The sequence below is a fragment of the Crassaminicella profunda genome, assembly GCF_019884785.1.
GTDB lineage: Bacteria > Bacillota > Clostridia > Peptostreptococcales > Thermotaleaceae > Crassaminicella > Crassaminicella profunda.
Genome location: NZ_CP082326.1, coordinates 3713048 through 3731402, shown reverse-complemented (window position 1 = coordinate 3731402; position 18355 = coordinate 3713048). Strand labels below are relative to the sequence as shown.

Genomic DNA, 18355 nt, shown 5'->3' with positions numbered 1-18355 from the left:
ATAAAATTGAGATTATAACTGGCCTAATCCAAATATAATCAATACAATAAAGTTGGCATACCCTTTGCTAATATATAGGACATAAAGATAATAGCTAAATGATCAAAGGGGGAAAATACTATGTCAAAACCAGAAATACTTTATGAAGTGAAAGCTCAAAGAGGATCAACGTTAAGGTGTAAAGGATGGAAACAAGAAACGATCTTAAGAATGCTTGAAAATAATATGGAAAATGCAGAAAAACCAGAAGAACTAGTAATCTATGGTGGTATTGGTAAATGTGCAAGAAACTGGGAATCTTATCATGCAATTGTAAAATCATTAAAGGAATTAGAAGATGATGAGACATTAGTAGTACAATCAGGAATGCCAGTTGCTATTTTTAGAACTCATAAATTTGCACCAACAGTAGTTATGGCAACTACAAACATTATGAAAGCAGACTGGGAAACATTCTATGATTTACAAGATAAGAACCTTACCATGTATGCGCAATACACAGCAGCTCCTTGGGAATATATAGGAACACAAGGTGTTATCCAAGGGACATTTGAAACGTTATCGGCGATAGCAATTAAGAAATTTAATAATGATTTAGCAGGAAAAATTTATCTAACTGCAGGAGCAGGTGGAATGGGTGGAAATCAAAGTTGGGCAATGAAGATGCATGGTGGAGTTGCAATCGTTGTAGATACAGATGAAAAGATTATTAGAAGACGTATAGAAAAGAATTATATGGATAAGATTGTATTCTCCTTAGATGAAGCTATTAGCATGGCAAAAGAAGCAGCAGCTAAAAAAGAACCATTGGCAATAGCGGTAGTAGGAAATGCTGCAGATTTATTTGAAGAAGCATACGAAAAAGGATTTATGCCAGATATTATCAGTGAAATGTGTCCATGTCATGACCCTATTTCATATATTCCATCAGGATATACACCAGAAGAAGCAGAAGAGTTTAGAAAAAGAGATCGTAAAGCCTATTTAGAAGCAGCACGTGAAACGATGAAGAGACAATTAAGTGCAATGAATGCATATTACCATAAAGGTGTGGAAGTATTTGAATATGGAACGAGTATTCGTAAAGAATGTAGAGATGCAGGAATGCCAGAAAAAGAAGCAATGACCATCCCAGGATTTGTAGCAGAATATATTAGACCATTATTCTGTGAAGGACGTGGACCATTTAGATGGACTTGTATATCAGGAGATCCAAAAGACCTTAAAAAGACAGATGATTTAGCCCTTGAAATCTGTAAAGGAGACCCACTTGTAGAAAGATGGATTAAATTAGCACGCAAAAACTTACCAATTGAAGCACTTCCAGCAAGAATTTGCTACATGGGATTCGGACAAAGAAAGAGATTTGCACTAGCAGTAAACGAAATGATCAAGAGTGGAGAATTATCAGGACCAGTAGCATTCTCAAGAGACAACTTAGATTCTGGATCAATTGTAAATCCAACATTTGAATCAGAAAATATGAAGGATGGAGGAGACTTAATTTCTGATTGGCCATATCTAAATGCATTATTAAATTGTGCAGGAATGTGTGATTTAATAGCCATTCAAGCAAATTACTCAATGGGAGAAGCAGTACATACAGGAGTAACAATGATTGCAGATGGAACAGATGAAGCAACCTTTAGATTAGAAGCATGTATGACAACGGATTCAGGAATCGGAGTAGTAAGACATGCGCAAGCAGGATATGAAACAGCAAAAGCTGTTGCAAATGGAAAAGGAAACCTAACAGATGAAAGTATTAAGATTCCACTATGGTGGACTAGAGCAGCAACCTTTGGACCAGATGATCAGGAACTTGCTGAAAGTATTTGTGAATAAAAATATAGTAATCACATCCACCCTCTTAGAGGGTGGATTGCTATTTTGCAAGTTATTTTTATAGACTTATGGTAGAAAGGAGAAATGAAAATGAAAAAAAATATTAAAAAATGTATCGAGATTGTAGAGCGAGATAGTAAAGTGATTGCAAAAGCATCCCGTGCACCTTATTTTCCAGTGGTAATGAAAAGTGGAAATGGTGCTATATTAGAAGATATGGATGGAAATAAATATATTGATATGTTCAGTAGTGCAGCAGTTTTAAATACGGGTCATTCTCATCCCAAAGTTATTCAAGCAATAAAGGATCAGGTAGATAATTTTATTCATTTTTCAACAGATTATATGTATGTTGAGCCACAGGTTCAGCTTGCTGAAATGCTTACACAAATAACACCAGGTAAGTTTACTAAAAAAGTATGCTTTGGATTATCTGGATCAGATGGAAATGATGGGGTAATAAAATTAGCAAGATCTTATACGAAAAGAACAAAAATTATTTCTTTTATTGGTTCATATCATGGTTCTACCTATGGAGCTATTTCTTTAAGTGCAATTAGTTTAAATATGAGAAGAAAAATTGGACCTTTATTACCAGAGATTTATCATATGCCCTATCCAAATTGTTATCGTTGTGCCTTTGCCAAGAAGAAAGAAAGTTGTTCTATGGAATGTTTTAAGTATATGAAGATGGCTTTTGAAAATTATATACCTTCAGAAGAAGTTGCAGCAATAATAATGGAGCCTATTGCTGGTGATCTTGGATTTGTACTACCGCCTCAAAAGTATATGACAGAATTACATAATTTATGTAAAACAAAGGGTATATTGTTTATTGTAGATGAGGTTCAACAGGGATTTGGCCGTACGGGAAAATGGTTTTCTATTGAACATTTTGGAATAAATCCGGACATTATTATTATGGGAAAATCCATTGCTTCAGGACTTCCACTTAGTGCTATTGTTGCTAGAGAAGAAATTGTAGATGCTTTAGAAATGCCAGCACATTTATTTACTGTTCAAGGAAATCCTGTTTGTACAAAAGCTGCTATTGCAACAATAGAGGTTATTCAACAAGAGAAATTAGTAGAGCATGCCAATGTACTAGGAGAATATATGAAAAATCGTTTTAATCATATGAAGGAAAAATATGAATTAATAGGAGATGTTAGAGGAAAAGGGTTATCTATTGGAGTAGAGTTAGTAAAAGATAGAATGACAAAAGAAAAAGATACACAAGCAGCTATAAAAATATGTTATAGATGTTGGGAAAAAGGTGTGCTACTTATTTTTCTTGCAGAAAATATTCTTAGAGTGCAACCGCCTTTGGTAATTACCGAAAAAGAAGTAGATAGAGCTTTAGATATTATTGAAGAAACAATAAAAGAATATATTGATGGAGAAATTACAGATGAAGCCTTAGAAGTAGTAAAAGGCTGGTAAGTTAAAAAATTTTCATCCACCCTTAGAAAGGGTGGATTTTATTATTTTAAAATGACTAAAAATTATACAGGTCTTATAATTTTTAACTGTGTAAAATACTAGGTTTTGTAGTAATAGGTATACAAAAATTATACAAAACAAAAAAAGAAAAGGATAGCGTATTTGTAACAATAGTGTAGTTCAGCACTGTTTTTAAATAAATGGCATGACAATTGCTTGATATACTTGTGAAAATATCTGAAAATTCAAAAAACAAAAATAAGATTTTAAACTTCATTATTAAAAGGTGGCCGCCTATTTAATAAAAATTGCTAAAGCTAAACATTAGCAATTAACAAAAACCAAAGATGAAGAGATGGTGTGTAGGTAATAATTCTATGAAGCCTATTATTCAGAGATAAAAAAATAAGGAGGATTATTTATGTTCACAAATCCTGTTGTATTATCAGTTATTGTGATGACGATTTTGTGTTTATTAAAGTTAAATGTGATCCTGTCATTAGTTGTTGCAGCAATTATAGGGGGATTCGCAGCGGGAATGTCTCTTGGAGATTCTATGGGCGTTCTTGTTGGTGGAATGGGAGGTAATGCTGAAACAGCTTTAAGCTATATTTTATTAGGAGCATTAGCTACAGCGATTTCAAAAACTGGAGCAGCAGACATATTGGCATTAAAAATTGCAAAATTAATTAAAGGAAAAGGAATTGTTCTATTACTTGTTATTGCTTTTGTAGCATGTTTATCAGGAACAATTATACCTGTACATATAGCCTTTATTCCAATTCTGATACCTCCACTGTTAGCTGTTATGAATAAAATGAATATGGATCGAAGAGCTGCTGCTTGTGCATTGGCTTTTGGGTTAAAAGCGCCATATATTACATTGCCTATTGGATATGGATTAATTTATCACAATATTATCAGAGATCAAATGGGTCTTAGTGGAATGGAAATAAGTACAGGAATGGTTTGGAGAGCTAACTGGGTAGCAGGCCTTGCCATGCTTACAGGATTAGTTATTGCTTTGATTGTATATAAAAAGCCTAGAGAATATAATATACTAGATAATGCTACTGAAGAGACAGCTGTTTCATTAGATAATAAAGAAGAAATAAAAGTAACAGGAAAACATTATGCAACATTAGTAGCTGGAATAGCTGCATTGGTTATTCAATTAAAATGGGGTTCTATGCCTCTTGGAGCAATGGGTGGTCTTTTAGTCATGTTAATTTCACGTGCTGTTAGGTGGAATGATATTGAAGAAATGATGCATGGTGGAATTAAACTGATGGGACTCATTGCATTTGTAATGTTAGTTGCATCAGGGTATGCTGCTGTTATGAGAGAAACTGGTGGCATAGAAACACTTGTAGAAGCAGCTGCTGGTATGATGGCTGGAAGTAAATTTATTGCTGCTACTGTTATGATTTTACTAGGACTTGTTATAACAATGGGAATTGGTACTTCCTTTGGAACAGTTCCTATTATTGCAGCAATTTATTGTCCTTTAGCATCCGCTTTAGGGTTTAGCGTAAAAGCTACAATCCTTCTAATAGCAATTGCGGCTGCACTAGGAGATGCTGGATCTCCAGCTTCTGATACCACATTGGGACCTACAGCAGGATTAAATGCAGATGGTCAACATGACCACATATGGGATACATGTGTACCTACTTTCTTATGCTATAATATACCACTTGTGATATTTGGTATTATAGGAGCAGTACTCTTTTAAGAAGATGGAAAGTAAATAATGGATAAATTAATTCAAAATGATATATGTATAAAAATTATACATATATCATTTTTTTTACAATAGACGAATACTGACTAATCTAGTTGGTATTGTATAAATTTTATACATAAATACTAGAATAGGAAACGTTATTTTCTGAATAGTTAGAATGCAACGAAGGTGTTAACCTGTTCTAAGAGAATACAAAATAAAATAATAGATTTGGCATAGCTCTTGCTAATATATAGGACATAAAGATAATAGCTAAACAATCAAAGGGGGAAAATACTATGTCAAAACCAGAAATACTTTATGAAGTGAAAGCTCAAAGAGGATCAACGTTAAGGTGTAAAGGATGGAAACAAGAAACGATCTTAAGAATGCTTGAAAATAATATGGAAAATGCAGAAAAACCAGAAGAACTAGTAATCTATGGTGGTATTGGTAAATGTGCAAGAAACTGGGAATCTTATCATGCAATTGTAAAATCATTAAAGGAATTAGAAGATGATGAGACATTAGTAGTACAATCAGGAATGCCAGTTGCTATTTTTAGAACTCATAAATTTGCACCAACAGTAGTTATGGCAACTACAAACATTATGAAAGCAGACTGGGAAACATTCTATGATTTACAAGATAAGAACCTTACCATGTATGCGCAATACACAGCAGCTCCTTGGGAATATATAGGAACACAAGGTGTTATCCAAGGGACATTTGAAACGTTATCGGCGATAGCAATTAAGAAATTTAATAATGATTTAGCAGGAAAAATTTATCTAACTGCAGGAGCAGGTGGAATGGGTGGAAATCAAAGTTGGGCAATGAAGATGCATGGTGGAGTTGCAATCGTTGTAGATACAGATGAAAAGATTATTAGAAGACGTATAGAAAAGAATTATATGGATAAGATTGTATTTTCCTTAGATGAAGCTATTAGCATGGCAAAAGAAGCAGCAGCTAAAAAAGAACCATTGGCAATAGCGGTAGTAGGAAATGCTGCAGATTTATTTGAAGAAGCATACGAAAAAGGATTTATGCCAGATATTATCAGTGAAATGTGTCCATGTCATGACCCTATTTCATATATTCCATCAGGATATACACCAGAAGAAGCAGAAGAGTTTAGAAAAAGAGATCGTAAAGCCTATTTAGAAGCAGCACGTGAAACGATGAAGAGACAATTAAGTGCAATGAATGCATATTACCATAAAGGTGTGGAAGTATTTGAATATGGAACGAGTATTCGTAAAGAATGTAGAGATGCAGGAATGCCAGAAAAAGAAGCAATGACTATCCCAGGATTTGTAGCAGAATATATTAGACCATTATTCTGTGAAGGACGTGGACCATTTAGATGGACTTGTATATCAGGAGATCCAAAAGACCTTAAAAAGACAGATGATTTAGCCCTTGAAATCTGTAAAGGAGACCCACTTGTAGAAAGATGGATTAAATTAGCACGCAAAAACTTACCAATTGAAGCACTTCCAGCAAGAATTTGCTACATGGGATTCGGACAAAGAAAGAGATTTGCACTAGCAGTAAACGAAATGATCAAGAGTGGAGAATTATCAGGACCAGTAGCATTCTCAAGAGACAACTTAGATTCTGGATCAATTGTAAATCCAACATTTGAATCAGAAAATATGAAGGATGGAGGAGACTTAATTTCTGATTGGCCATATCTAAATGCATTATTAAATTGTGCAGGAATGTGTGATTTAATAGCCATTCAAGCAAATTACTCAATGGGAGAAGCAGTACATACAGGAGTAACAATGATTGCAGATGGAACAGATGAAGCAACTTTTAGATTAGAAGCATGTATGACAACGGATTCAGGAATCGGAGTAGTAAGACATGCGCAAGCAGGATATGAAACAGCAAAAGCTGTTGCAAATGGAAAAGGAAACCTAACAGATGAAAGTATTAAGATTCCACTATGGTGGACTAGAGCAGCAACCTTTGGACCAGATGATCGGGAACTTGCTGAAAGTACCTGTGAATAAAAATATACCATACTAGGGCTATACTTGTACCTTTCAAATATAATAAGTGGATAATTGGAGGGTACAAGTTAGTTTATAGTATATGAAAATAAAATTAAATCTTCAAAGGTAAGTTTTTATTCATAAGGGAGTGATTAAAATTGGAGGATAATAAAATAAAAGCAGATCTAGTAATATCCAATTGTAGAGAACTTTTAACTTGCAAAAAAGAAGCAGAGGATTTAATTGGAAAGATGGAACATGGATGGATTGCTATAGAAGGAGAAAAAATTGTAGCTGTTGGAACAAAAAAAGAAATCGAAAGTATTGTAGATTATGATGAAGATTGTGTTATTGATGGAAGTGAAAAAATTGTTCTACCAGGGTTTGTAGATTGCCATACCCATCTTGTTTTTGGTGGTTCTCGAGTAAAAGAATATGCTGTGCGTATGACTATAAATGATTTAGAAACTTTAAAGAAAATGGGGATTAAGACAGGCATTATGGCTACAGTAGATATAACAAGAGATATGACAGAACAAGTGTTGTTTCATGATGCTCAAGAACGACTAAAACATATGATGAGTGCAGGAACAACTACTGTTGAAAGTAAGAGTGGATACGGACTGACTACATCTTCTGAAATAAAAATGTTAAAGATTAATCAAAAGCTAAATGATAGTTTACCAATAGATATAGTATCTACTTTTTTAGGGGCCCATGGATGGCCTGAGGATATTCGTAAGGATAAGTATATCCATATGTTGTTATGGGAAATGATTCCTTGGGTAGCAGAGTTAGGATTAGCACAATTTTGTGATGTTTGGTGTGATGACGGTCATTATACAGCGAAAGAATCCAGAAAAATATTGCAGGTAGCAAGAGAAGCAGGGTTAGAGCCTAAAATCCATACAGATGCTTACTCCTATATAGGAGGGTCAGACCTAGCATCAGAAATGAGAATGGTATCAGCAGATCATTTGAATTATACGCCAAGATCAGTAATGGCTAAATTAGCAAAATCAAAGGTTCCAGGGGTGTTACTTCCAGGAACAGATTTTGCAGTAAAGCATGCAAAGCCTTTTAATCCAAGACCCATGATGGAAGAAGGGATGATATTAGGATTAGGTACGAATTGTTGTCCAGGATGCTTTAGTGTATCTATGCAGTTTACAATGATGCTAGCATGTCGTCAGCATGGAATGAGTACAGCAGAAGCACTTAGAGCAGCTACACTAGGTGGTGCCATGGCGCTTAATCTACAGGAAGATAGAGGTTCGTTAGAAATAGGAAAATTAGCAGACATTCAACTGTGGAATGCATCTACATATGAGGATGTAATTTATAAATTTGGGGTAAACCTTGTAGACAAAGTGATAAAACGAGGAAAAATTGTTATAGATCATAACATAGAAGAATCTTTCATACCATTGGAGAATGAGGGGGTATAGTCATGTCTGGAGTAAATATGTTAGAAAAGGTAATTGATTCTAATAATTTTACCGTTGGAGGAGGAGTAGCATCTGCACTGGCTGGTGCAATGGGAGCTGGAATGATATCCATGGTTGCAAAATTATCTACAAAGAAAGATTATGGTCTCACTGTAGGGCGATACAATGAGATTGCTAAAGAAACAGATCAGTTAGCAAAAGATTTACTCATGGGATCTCAACAAGATGAAAAAGCATTCTGTAAGATAAAAGATGCATATGCCCTTCCAAAATCAACAGAAGAAGAAAAAAAGAGGCGATCAGCTGCCATTCAAGATGGAGGCGTTTCAGCTGCCACTGTTCCAAAAGATAATGGATTTATGTGTAAGAGAGTATACCAATTAGGAATGTTTTTAAAAGATAAATCTAATCCGAATGCAGCATCAGATTTAGCAGAAGCTATAATGCTTGCTGAAGCAGGTGTGAAAGGATGTATTTTAAATATTGAAGCAAATCTTTCGCTGATCAAAGAGCAAGAGAAAAAAAGCCAGTTTCAAAAATGTATAGATGAATTAAGGAATTTCTAGATAAGGGGATGAGGGATATGAAAAGTTTATTAGCTGAGGTGAATATCAGTGAAGGTAGAAATTTGGAGGTAGTTGAACAAGTAAAAAAAGCTCTTTTAGAAAAAGAAGATGTAAGGCTTATTGATTTGGATGCTGATAAAGACCACAACAGAAGTGTTTTTACTTATATAGGAGAGCCTGAGGAAGTATTAGAATCAACAAAAAGACTTGTTGCTAAAGCAATTGAATTAATAGATATGCGTAAACATAAAGGAAGTCATCCTAGAATGGGAGCAGTAGATGTGGTTCCTTTTATTCCAGTTAAAAATGTCACTAAAGAAGAGGCTATTGAGATTGCAAGAGAATTTGGTAAGTTTCTAGGAAATTTAGGAGTACCTGTATATTATTATGAAGATGCAGCTACAAAACCTGAAAGAACGAGCTTGGTAAAAATCAGAAAAGGTCAGTATGAAGGTCTTCTAGAAAAGATGAAAGATTTAGAGTGGAAACCAGATGAGGGACCCCAGAAATTTGTTCCAAAGAGTGGTGCTACTGTTACGGGTGTGAGATTTCCTTTGGTTGCTTTTAATGTAAATTTAAAAACAGAGGATTTAGGAATAGGGAAAAAAATTGTAAAAGCAATTAGAGGTGCTACAGGAGGATACCAATATGTTAGAGCTATTGCCCTAAGTCTAGAAAATAAAAAAATGGTTCAAGTATCTATGAATCTAGTTAATTATGAAAAGACACCTATTCCTAGAGTAATGGAAACTATTCGTTCAGAAGCATGTCGCTATGGGGTTTTGGTAGCTTCAGCTGAGTTAGTTGGACCTGTTCCACTGATGGCTCTAGAAGAGGTACTTAAGCATTATCTGCAAGTACATGATTTTTCTATGGAACAAATTTATTACTAAGGGGGATATAAAAATGAAAAGAATCTATATTGATGGAAATAGCTTAACATTAGAAGAAGTTGTAAAAGTTGCTAGAGAAAATTATAAAATTGAGCTTACAAAAGAAGCAGTAGAGAGAGTTAATAAATCTAGAGCTGTTGTTGATGAATTTGTAGAAGAAGGAAAGGTAATCTATGGGATTACTACAGGATTTGGTAAGTTTAGTGATGTATTGATATCAAAAAACCAAACAAAAGAGCTACAAAAAAATTTGATTGTAAGTGACTGTTGTGGTGTTGGAAATCCATATTCTGAAGAAATCGTAAGAGCTACCATGCTTCTTAGAGTTAATGCCTTAGCAAAGGGATTTTCAGGGATAAGATTAAGCACATTAAATATATTAATTGAAATGTTAAATAAAGGAGTTCATCCTGTTGTTCCTGAAAAAGGATCTGTTGGAGCTAGTGGAGATTTGTGTCCCCTTGCACATATGGTTTTAGTCATGTTAGGAGATGGAGAAGCTTTCTATCAAGGTAAGCGTATGAAAGGCTTAGAAGCTATGAAACAAGCAGGGATTGAAACTGTTGAGTTAATCTCTAAAGAAGGATTAGCTTTAATTAACGGAACCTGTGTATTAACGGCTGTAGGAGCATTAGCTGCTTATGATGCCAAAATGGTTATGAAACTTGCGGATATAAGTGCTGCTATGACAGTAGAGGCTCTTAATGGAATTGTTGATGCATATGATAAGAGAGTACATGAAGTAAGACCTCATGAAGGACAAATAATATGTGCACAAAATATGTTAAAGCTATTAGCAGGAAGCCAATCAACAAGCAGACAAGGAGAAATTCGAGTACAGGATGCTTATACATTAAGGTGTATTCCTCAAATTCATGGAGCAAGTAGAGATGCTATTAACTATGTGATAAAAAAAGTGAATATAGAATTGAATTCTGCTACAGATAATCCATTGATATTTGCAGATGATAAGGTAGTGATTTCAGGAGGGAATTTCCATGGGCAACCCATGGCATTAGTGTTTGACTTTTTAGGTATTGCTGTTGCAGAATTAGCAAATGTATCTGAAAGAAGAGTAGAGAGACTTGTAAATCCAGCTTTAAGTGGCCTTCCTGCGTTTTTAGTTAAAAATGGAGGGCTCAATGATGGTCTGATGATTCCTCAATATGTTGCAGCTGCCCTTGTATCTGAGAATAAGGTATTAGCACATCCTGCTTGTGTAGATTCTATTCCTACGTGTGCAAATCAAGAGGATCATGTGAGTATGGGGTCTATCTCAGCAAGACAATCTAGAGAAATATTAAACAATGTTATGAATGTATTAGGTATAGAATTAATGACAGCTGCACAAGCTATTGAATTTGGAGCAAAAGAAAAATTAGGAAAAGGAACAAAAGTGGCTTATGAAAAGGTAAGAGCGCATGTAGAACCAATTGAAAATGATAGAGTATTCTATACGGATATACATGAATGTTATAAATTGGTGGCTAGTCATGAAATTGTAAAAGCTGTAGAAGAAAAAATTGGAGAACTAATAGATTAATTTTTATGATTATAGTAAATGAGCAATTTGAGCTCCCTAAATGGGAGCTTTTTTCTGTTTGCGATTCAGAAGGATTTGTAATATAATTTTAACCTAGGAAATAAAATGATGTATGATACAATGATTTCAGGAAAACCTCTGAAAGGAGAATAGCATGAAAACTTTTCTAAAAATATTTGCAATTGCTTTTTTTTGTTTTATTGTAGCCATAGGAGCCGGTGTGTTGGTTTTTTCTAAATTCTATAAGGAGCCGCCTACAGATGTGGTAGTAAGTGACACTGGAAAAATAGACAATACAGAAATTGTAGACAGCAATGGAGAGGAAGAGGTAGAAGAGGAGAAAAGCGAACTAGAAAAATTGATTGAAAATAGTAAACGGGTGAATTTTTTATTGTTAGGAATGGAAGGAGCAAGAACAGATACAATCGTTTTTGCAAGTTTTGATCCTGAAAGTAAAAATGTAGATTTGGTATCCATACCAAGAGATACCTATTATGAGCGAAAAGGATATAATGCTGCTGATGAGAAAAAAATAAATGCAGCTTACGGAGATGATGGTGTAGAAGGTACTATGAGTGCTGTTAGTAATGTACTGGGAGGCGTACCGATTCATCATTATGTGAAGGTAACTTATACAGGTGTAGAAAGAATTGTAAACTCCTTAGACGGTGTGAAAGTAAATATCCCTATGAATATGGATTATGATGATCCATATGCTAAGCCTCCCCTTCATATACATCTTAAAAAAGGAACACAAAGCCTTGATGGAAAACATGCCATACAGTTTTTAAGATTTAGAAAAGGAAATAATGGAGGGGGATATCCAGACGGAGATCTAGGACGTATAAAAGCACAACAGCAATTTATGAAAGCGGCAATGGGAAAAGTTCTTGGATTCAGACTTCCAGTTGTTGCTAATACTGTTTTTAAATATGTAAAAACGGATATGGAATTATCAGATATGGGAGTTATGGCAAAAAATGCTATAGGCATGAAAAAGGAAAATTTAAAAGCTTATTCCCTTCCAGGGAAAGCAGCTAACCAAAATCATTTATCTTATTTTTTACATGATCAAAATGAAGCGGAGAATTTAATGAAGGAAATATACAGTCGATAAAAACTGTAAAAGGAGCAGTGTGTGCTGCTCTTTTATGGTTGTAAAAATCAATGCTACAGATAAAATGTGATAATTTGGAAATAATAAATTATATAGGATTAGAAGGGTTTTTTTTATAGAATGTAGAATAGTTACTTTGATATCACGAATAGGAGTGAAATCAAATGAAAAAAAGAAATTTGGGAGTTATTCTAGGCGCGTTGGTGGTAATTGCTGTAATTAGTGGTGCTGTTACTTCTTTTATGCTATTTCATCAAGAAAAGAATAATAAAGAATTATTAGAAGAAAAGATGACAGATGAAGGGGTAACGGAAGAAAAAGAGAAGACGATTATGGGTATGGAAGAAATATTAGATGGAGTAGATGAAATATATTTAGAATCCTACTTAGGATCAAATCATATTATAGAAATAGACGATACAAATTTAGAGTCAATCATTGGTCAATTAAAAAGTTTGGATTTAAAGTTATTGATGAAATCAGAGGAAGTAATGGAAGATATAGAAGAATATAATCGTTGTTTGTATGCTATTCATATTAAGGACAAGAACATGAAAATCAAGGTGAATGAAAAATATGTAATTATTGAGGATGTGCAAGGCGGAACTCAGTTTTTCGAAGGAGATTTAGATCAATTAAAGAAGTTGAATGAAGCGTTAAAATCCATTTATATGGGTCAATATGATTCTAGTGAATTATTTACGAAGGTTAAAATGGTATATATTGAAGCAAAGGATGAAGAAAAACAATGGATTTTAAATGAAGAGGGAGTAGAAAAGTTTTTACAAGTTATAAAGTTAATGGCTCCTGTGGATGGAAAAGAACTAGTAGGTACGCCCAATAGTTATCCGGATTATAGGATTACTATAGAAACAGAAGATAAAAACTATACAATTCATATTATAGATGAACAATTTCTCACCTTAGATACATCAGATAGTTTTGTTTATTATGAATATGATAGCCAGTTATGGGATTATCTTCATGAAAAATATGGGGTGACCTTTAGGGATGATACTAATGACTTTAAGAATTTGTTAAGAAGTTCAAAAATTATTGTGGATGATATGGAAAATCAATTTGATTTTGAAGATGATACTTATTATAATGTGGAAGTGCCAAGATGGATTATAAAAGCAAATCTTAAAGAAGTTAAAGAAATTCCTAATAATGAATCTTTAAAATATAGTATGCAGTTTATAGTTGATGAAGAGACTGTAGAAGTTAAAATATATGAAAATCATATAATTTTCAAAGGGAAAAAATATTATAGTGAAAAAATTAGTGATATTATAAAGGGTGCATTAAGTGTATAAAATAAAAGGTTAAGGATGATTCCTTAACCTTTTTTGTTTAAAAGTAGTTTTCCAACTTTGTAGATATCTCCTGCTCCCATGGTTAATACTAAATCTTTTGCTTGTGCCTGGCAATTCACATATTCTGCTATTTTTTCGAAATTATCCATATAAACAACATTCTTATTGTAAGACTTTATTTTTTCTACTAAGTCTTTTGAATGAATTTCTCCTGTGTCTTTTTCTCTTGCTGCGTAAATATCTGAAATAATAATTTTATCAGCGTGATCAAAAGAACTAGCAAAATCATTTAGAAGTGCTTTTGTACGGGTATAAGTATGAGGTTGAAATATGCACCATAATTGATTATGAGGCACTTTACATGCTGCTTCTAAAGTTGCTTTTATTTCTGTAGGATGATGAGCATAATCATCAACAATTGTGATATCTCCTAAGGTACCTAATAAATCAAATCTTCTATGAGTTCCATGGAACATTTTAAGGTTTTTGATTATTTTTTCTATAGGCACGCCCAAAGTATGACAGCAAGCAATAGCCCCTAGAGCATTGTCCACATTGTGTTTACCAGGAATATTTAACTCAAAGCTTCCTAAAAATATCTTTTGATGGAATACATCAAAAGATGCAAATCCGTTTTCATTGAAATGGATATTTTCTGCCCAATAATTACAAGATGCATCTGAGCCGTAAGTAATGATAGGACAATCAACTTTGGCTAGTACTTTTTGTACATTTGGATCATCCTTAAATGCAATCAAGAATCCGCTCTTTGGAATAAGATTTGCAAATTCTGTGAAGGTATCTATGATATGATCTAAATCTTTAAAATAATCTAGATGATCGGCTTCAATATTTAATATAATACCGATTGTTGGGAAAAATTTCAAAAAACTTCCTACATATTCACAAGCTTCAGTAACAAAATATTCACGATTGCCTACCTTTACATTGCCTCCTATTTGGTCTAATTCTCCACCAACTAGGATAGTAGGGTCAAAGTCACTATATTCTAAAATGAGAGAAATCATGCTAGTGGTTGTTGTTTTTCCGTGTGTTCCTGAAACAGCAATACTTCTTTTGAATTTCTTCATCAAAAGTCCTAACATTTCAGCTCTTGAAACAATAGGAATATTTTGTTTTTTTGCTTTTATGAGTTCTGGATTATCATCCTTTACGGCAGCTGTATAAACAACTAAATCACATGAAGGAAATTGATCTTTGTCATGGCCGATCGTAATTTTTGCACCTTTCTTTGAAAGTTTTTCAGTGATACTAGAAGATTTCATATCAGAGCCAGATACTTCATAGCCAAAAGTAAGGAGGACTTCAGCAATTGCACTCATGCTTATTCCGCCAATACCAATAAAATGGACATGGTTTACATCATGTTTGTCTAAATCAAAATCAATCATAAAAATTTCTCCTCCAATAAAAAATGAATTTCTTTTATTATTACCATATTCATACAAACCTATAGATATTTCTTAGAAATGAAAAGAACAAAATAAAAAATCTAGTGAAATTATACCATAAAAAATTTTGAGAGGAAGAAAAAAAGAAAAAATATTGGTTGAATAATTTTGTAATACCGAATAAAATTATATACAAATAATAAAAACATTCGGAATGGAGCGTAAAAAAGATGAAAATAAAGAGAAATGGAAGGATTGGAGCTTTAATTAAGATTCTTAATGATTACCCTAATAAAATTTTTACTTTAAGCTATTTTACAAATAGATTTAATGCGGCAAAATCAAGTATTAGTGAAGACATTGTTGTAGCAAAAAAGTTAATGGAAGATTTAAAACTAGGAAAAATAGAAACAATTCCAGGTGCGGCAGGAGGCGTAAAATATATTCCCTTAACAAGTAAAGAGGATACAAAAGAAATATTAGAAGAGGTATGCAGAAAACTTTCAGAAATAAATAGAATTATTCCAGGAGATTTTCTGTATATGGCAGATATTATTTATAACCCAACTATTGTTAGAAAATTAGGAGAAATATTTGCAACTCAGTTTTCAGACAAAAAGATAGATTATGTAGTAACTGTGGAGACAAAAGGAATTCCTATTGCCCTTATGACAGCTAATGCACTTAATGTCCCACTCATTATTCTAAGGAGAGATAGCAAAGTTACAGAAGGATCTACTGTAAGCATTAATTATCTATCAGGATCAACGGGAAAGATTCAAACCATGTCCATCTCTAAAAGAGCCATAAAGGCAAGTGCAAAGGTTATTATTATTGATGATTTTATGAAAGCTGGGGGTACAGCAAAGGGCATGATGGATATGATGAAGGAATTTGAAGCAGAAGTAGTTGGGATAGGGGTTATGATTGCAACAAAAGAGCCAGAAGAAAAAGTGGTAAAAGATTATGTGCCATTACTCATATTAGATCAGGTGGATGAGAAAAATAAGATCATTAATATATATGCAAATGAACAGTTAATATAAAAGATTCTAAATTTTTACAAAATAAAAGAAGGAAATCAAGAAAATTTGGAGAATATGTTATTCAACTCGCAAGTTGAGACTGGGAAGGTGGTGAGAATATGGAGGTTACTGATGTACGTGTACGTAAAATCAGTGATGAAGGCAAGATGAAAGCCATAGTATCAGTAACTTTTGACAACGAATTTGTAGTCCATGACATAAAAATTATTGAGGGACAAAATGGATTGTTTATTGCTATGCCTAGTAGGAAAATAGGAGAAGGAGACTTTCGAGATATTGCCCATCCTATTAATTCAGAAACTAGGGCCAAACTTCAAGAACACATATTTGCTGAATATGAAAAAGTAAAAAACAAGGAAGAATAGAAAGCCATTGATTGAATAAGGAAAAGACTCTTTTGGAGAGATTGTTTTATCATCCAAAGGGGTTTTCTTTTTTTTGTGAATCCTTTCAGTATGCTAAAAAAAATGATATACTAAATGACGGATAATCATAGACTTTTATAGAGGACAAAAACACAAAATTTGTCATAATGAATAGAAAAAAATTTAATTTTGTAACCAATAACCCATAAAAATAATGTATAATAAGGAGTGATATACATGAATAATATCTCAGCTGTCATATTAGCAGCAGGAGCAGGAACAAGAATGAAATCCCAAATACCAAAGGTTTTACATAAGGTTTGTGGAAAACCTATGGTAGAGCATATAATTGATGTAGCAGAAGAAGTAAATGCTAAAAAGAGTATTGTAGTCATCGGACATAAAGCAGAACAGGTAAAGGAAGCTATTGGACACCGAGAGGTAGTCTTTGCTATTCAAAAAGAACAATTAGGAACTGGCCATGCAGTTATGCAGGCAGAAAATTTTATCGAAGATGAAGGGCTGGTACTGCTTTTATATGGAGATACTCCTCTAATAAAGGGAGAGACTTTAAAAGCTTTAATCAATTTTCATATAAAAGGAGATTTTCAAGGAACTATTTTGACTGCTGATTTTGAAAATCCTACAGGTTATGGTAGAATTGTTCGGGACCATGAAGGAAATGTAGTAAAGATTGTAGAAGAAAAAGACGCTAATGAAAAAGAAAAAAGTATTACAGAAATAAATTCAGGTATGTATTGCTATCATGCAAAATTATTAAAAGAAGCTCTCAAAAAAATTACAAATGATAATCAGCAGCAAGAGTATTATATTACAGATGTGATCGAGATCTTAAGAAAAGAAGGGCATAAAGTAGGTGCCTTTAAAGTTGAAGACAAGGCTGATATTATGGGGGTTAATTCAAGAGTGCAGCTTGCATGGGCAGAAAAGTTTATGAGAGAGGGAATTTTAACAAAGCATATGGAAGAGGGAGTAACAATTATTGATCCTAAAAATACATATGTTGAAAAAAATGTAAAAATTGGAATGGATACAGTTCTTTATCCAGGTGTTATCTTAAAAGGAGATACTAAAATTGGTGAAGATTGTATCATAGGGCATAATACCCGCATAGAGAATTCAATTATAAAAAATAAAGTACAAATTCAAAGTTCAACTATCGTAGATAGTTTTGTAGATGAAGGATGTACTATAGGACCTTATGCTTATTTAAGACCAAATAGTAAATTAGGTAAGAAAGTAAAAATTGGAGATTTTGTTGAAGTAAAGAATTCTAGTATTGATGATGGCTCAAAAGCATCTCATCTAGCTTATGTGGGAGATGCAGAAGTTGGAAAGAATGTGAATATAGGTTGTGGCGTAGTATTTGTTAACTATGATGGTAAAAATAAATATAAATCCATCGTTGAAGATAATGCTTTTGTAGGAAGTAATGTAAACTTAGTTGCTCCCGTTGTAGTAAGAAAGGGAGGGTATGTTGCAACAGGGTCTACAATTACAAAGGAAGTTCCAGAAGGGGCTTTATCTGTAGCAAGAGAAAGACAAAAGAATATAGCTGGCTGGGTAGAAAGAAAGGGCTTATTAAAAAAAGATTAATTTAGGGAGGAA

At 33.5% G+C, this 18355-nt stretch carries 14 protein-coding genes; 13 read left to right on the top strand and 1 reads right to left on the bottom strand.

Features of this window, described 5'->3' with window-relative positions; all coding sequences use genetic code 11:
- Positions 1 to 120 precede the first annotated feature (120 nt).
- The 10 genes from K7H06_RS17235 to K7H06_RS17190 all read left to right on the top strand — a co-directional run bounded on the left by K7H06_RS17235 (position 121) and on the right by K7H06_RS17190 (position 13903).
- Positions 121 to 1845: a urocanate hydratase gene (locus K7H06_RS17235; protein WP_223037259.1), complete on the top strand. Its 1725-nt coding sequence runs from the start codon at positions 121 to 123 to the stop codon at positions 1843 to 1845.
- A 90-nt stretch (positions 1846 to 1935) separates the two neighbouring features.
- Entirely contained in the window at positions 1936 to 3288 is a 1353-nt protein-coding gene (locus K7H06_RS17230) for an aspartate aminotransferase family protein (protein WP_223037258.1), read from the top strand.
- Between the two features lie 421 nt (positions 3289 to 3709).
- Positions 3710 to 5023, top strand: a complete 1314-nt coding sequence (locus K7H06_RS17225) for a Na+/H+ antiporter family protein (RefSeq protein ID WP_223037257.1) — start codon at positions 3710 to 3712, stop codon at positions 5021 to 5023.
- A gap of 290 nt (positions 5024 to 5313) precedes the next feature.
- Complete coding sequence (locus K7H06_RS17220) at positions 5314 to 7038, top strand: urocanate hydratase (protein ID WP_223037256.1); 1725 nt, start codon at positions 5314 to 5316, stop codon at positions 7036 to 7038.
- A gap of 140 nt (positions 7039 to 7178) precedes the next feature.
- Positions 7179 to 8468, top strand: a complete 1290-nt coding sequence (gene hutI / locus K7H06_RS17215) for an imidazolonepropionase (protein ID WP_246637562.1) — start codon at positions 7179 to 7181, stop codon at positions 8466 to 8468.
- Positions 8469 to 8470: 2 nt separating this feature from the next.
- Positions 8471 to 9034, top strand: coding sequence for a cyclodeaminase/cyclohydrolase family protein (locus K7H06_RS17210; protein WP_223037255.1), 564 nt, complete (start codon positions 8471 to 8473; stop codon positions 9032 to 9034).
- A 17-nt stretch (positions 9035 to 9051) separates the two neighbouring features.
- Positions 9052 to 9927: a glutamate formimidoyltransferase gene (gene ftcD, locus K7H06_RS17205; protein WP_223037254.1), complete on the top strand. Its 876-nt coding sequence runs from the start codon at positions 9052 to 9054 to the stop codon at positions 9925 to 9927.
- A 13-nt stretch (positions 9928 to 9940) separates the two neighbouring features.
- Entirely contained in the window at positions 9941 to 11470 is a 1530-nt protein-coding gene (hutH, locus tag K7H06_RS17200) for a histidine ammonia-lyase (protein WP_223037253.1), read from the top strand.
- Between the two features lie 154 nt (positions 11471 to 11624).
- The gene (locus K7H06_RS17195; RefSeq protein ID WP_223037252.1) at positions 11625 to 12587 is read left to right on the top strand and encodes an LCP family protein; all 963 of its coding nucleotides are present in this window, start codon (positions 11625 to 11627) and stop codon (positions 12585 to 12587) included.
- Positions 12588 to 12751: 164 nt separating this feature from the next.
- Complete coding sequence (locus K7H06_RS17190; protein ID WP_223037251.1) at positions 12752 to 13903, top strand: hypothetical protein; 1152 nt, start codon at positions 12752 to 12754, stop codon at positions 13901 to 13903.
- Between the two features lie 23 nt (positions 13904 to 13926).
- On the opposite strand, the gene murC is transcribed toward K7H06_RS17190, so the two are convergent.
- Positions 13927 to 15312 (bottom strand): UDP-N-acetylmuramate--L-alanine ligase, encoded by a 1386-nt coding sequence (murC, locus tag K7H06_RS17185; protein WP_484795932.1) that lies wholly within the window; start codon positions 15310 to 15312, stop codon positions 13927 to 13929.
- 233 nt (positions 15313 to 15545) lie between these two features.
- Here murC and purR point away from each other — a divergent pair, with 233 nt between their 5' ends.
- From purR to glmU, 3 genes are all read left to right on the top strand, one after another.
- Positions 15546 to 16361 carry a pur operon repressor gene (purR, locus tag K7H06_RS17180; RefSeq protein WP_223037249.1) on the top strand — a complete coding sequence of 272 codons (816 nt, stop codon included), beginning with the start codon at positions 15546 to 15548 and terminating at the stop codon, positions 16359 to 16361.
- Between the two features lie 98 nt (positions 16362 to 16459).
- Positions 16460 to 16726, top strand: coding sequence for a septation regulator SpoVG (gene spoVG / locus K7H06_RS17175; RefSeq protein WP_223037248.1), 267 nt, complete (start codon positions 16460 to 16462; stop codon positions 16724 to 16726).
- Positions 16727 to 16963: 237 nt separating this feature from the next.
- Positions 16964 to 18343, top strand: coding sequence for a bifunctional UDP-N-acetylglucosamine diphosphorylase/glucosamine-1-phosphate N-acetyltransferase GlmU (gene glmU, locus K7H06_RS17170; RefSeq protein ID WP_223037247.1), 1380 nt, complete (start codon positions 16964 to 16966; stop codon positions 18341 to 18343).
- Positions 18344 to 18355 lie beyond the last annotated feature (12 nt).

Bases quoted from the DNA above. Each gene is read 5' to 3' on its own strand.
- hutH (WP_223037253.1), top strand. From the start codon at position 9,941: ATGAAAAGAATCTATATTGATGGAAATAGCTTAACATTAGAAGAAGTT.
- K7H06_RS17230 (WP_223037258.1), top strand. From the start codon at position 1,936: ATGAAAAAAAATATTAAAAAATGTATCGAGATTGTAGAGCGAGATAGT.
- glmU (WP_223037247.1), top strand. From the start codon at position 16,964: ATGAATAATATCTCAGCTGTCATATTAGCAGCAGGAGCAGGAACAAGA.
- K7H06_RS17235 (WP_223037259.1), top strand. From the start codon at position 121: ATGTCAAAACCAGAAATACTTTATGAAGTGAAAGCTCAAAGAGGATCA.
- spoVG (WP_223037248.1), top strand. From the start codon at position 16,460: ATGGAGGTTACTGATGTACGTGTACGTAAAATCAGTGATGAAGGCAAG.
- K7H06_RS17210 (WP_223037255.1), top strand. From the start codon at position 8,471: ATGTCTGGAGTAAATATGTTAGAAAAGGTAATTGATTCTAATAATTTT.
- purR (WP_223037249.1), top strand. From the start codon at position 15,546: ATGAAAATAAAGAGAAATGGAAGGATTGGAGCTTTAATTAAGATTCTT.
- ftcD (WP_223037254.1), top strand. From the start codon at position 9,052: ATGAAAAGTTTATTAGCTGAGGTGAATATCAGTGAAGGTAGAAATTTG.
- K7H06_RS17225 (WP_223037257.1), top strand. From the start codon at position 3,710: ATGTTCACAAATCCTGTTGTATTATCAGTTATTGTGATGACGATTTTG.
- K7H06_RS17220 (WP_223037256.1), top strand. From the start codon at position 5,314: ATGTCAAAACCAGAAATACTTTATGAAGTGAAAGCTCAAAGAGGATCA.
- K7H06_RS17195 (WP_223037252.1), top strand. From the start codon at position 11,625: ATGAAAACTTTTCTAAAAATATTTGCAATTGCTTTTTTTTGTTTTATT.
- K7H06_RS17190 (WP_223037251.1), top strand. From the start codon at position 12,752: ATGAAAAAAAGAAATTTGGGAGTTATTCTAGGCGCGTTGGTGGTAATT.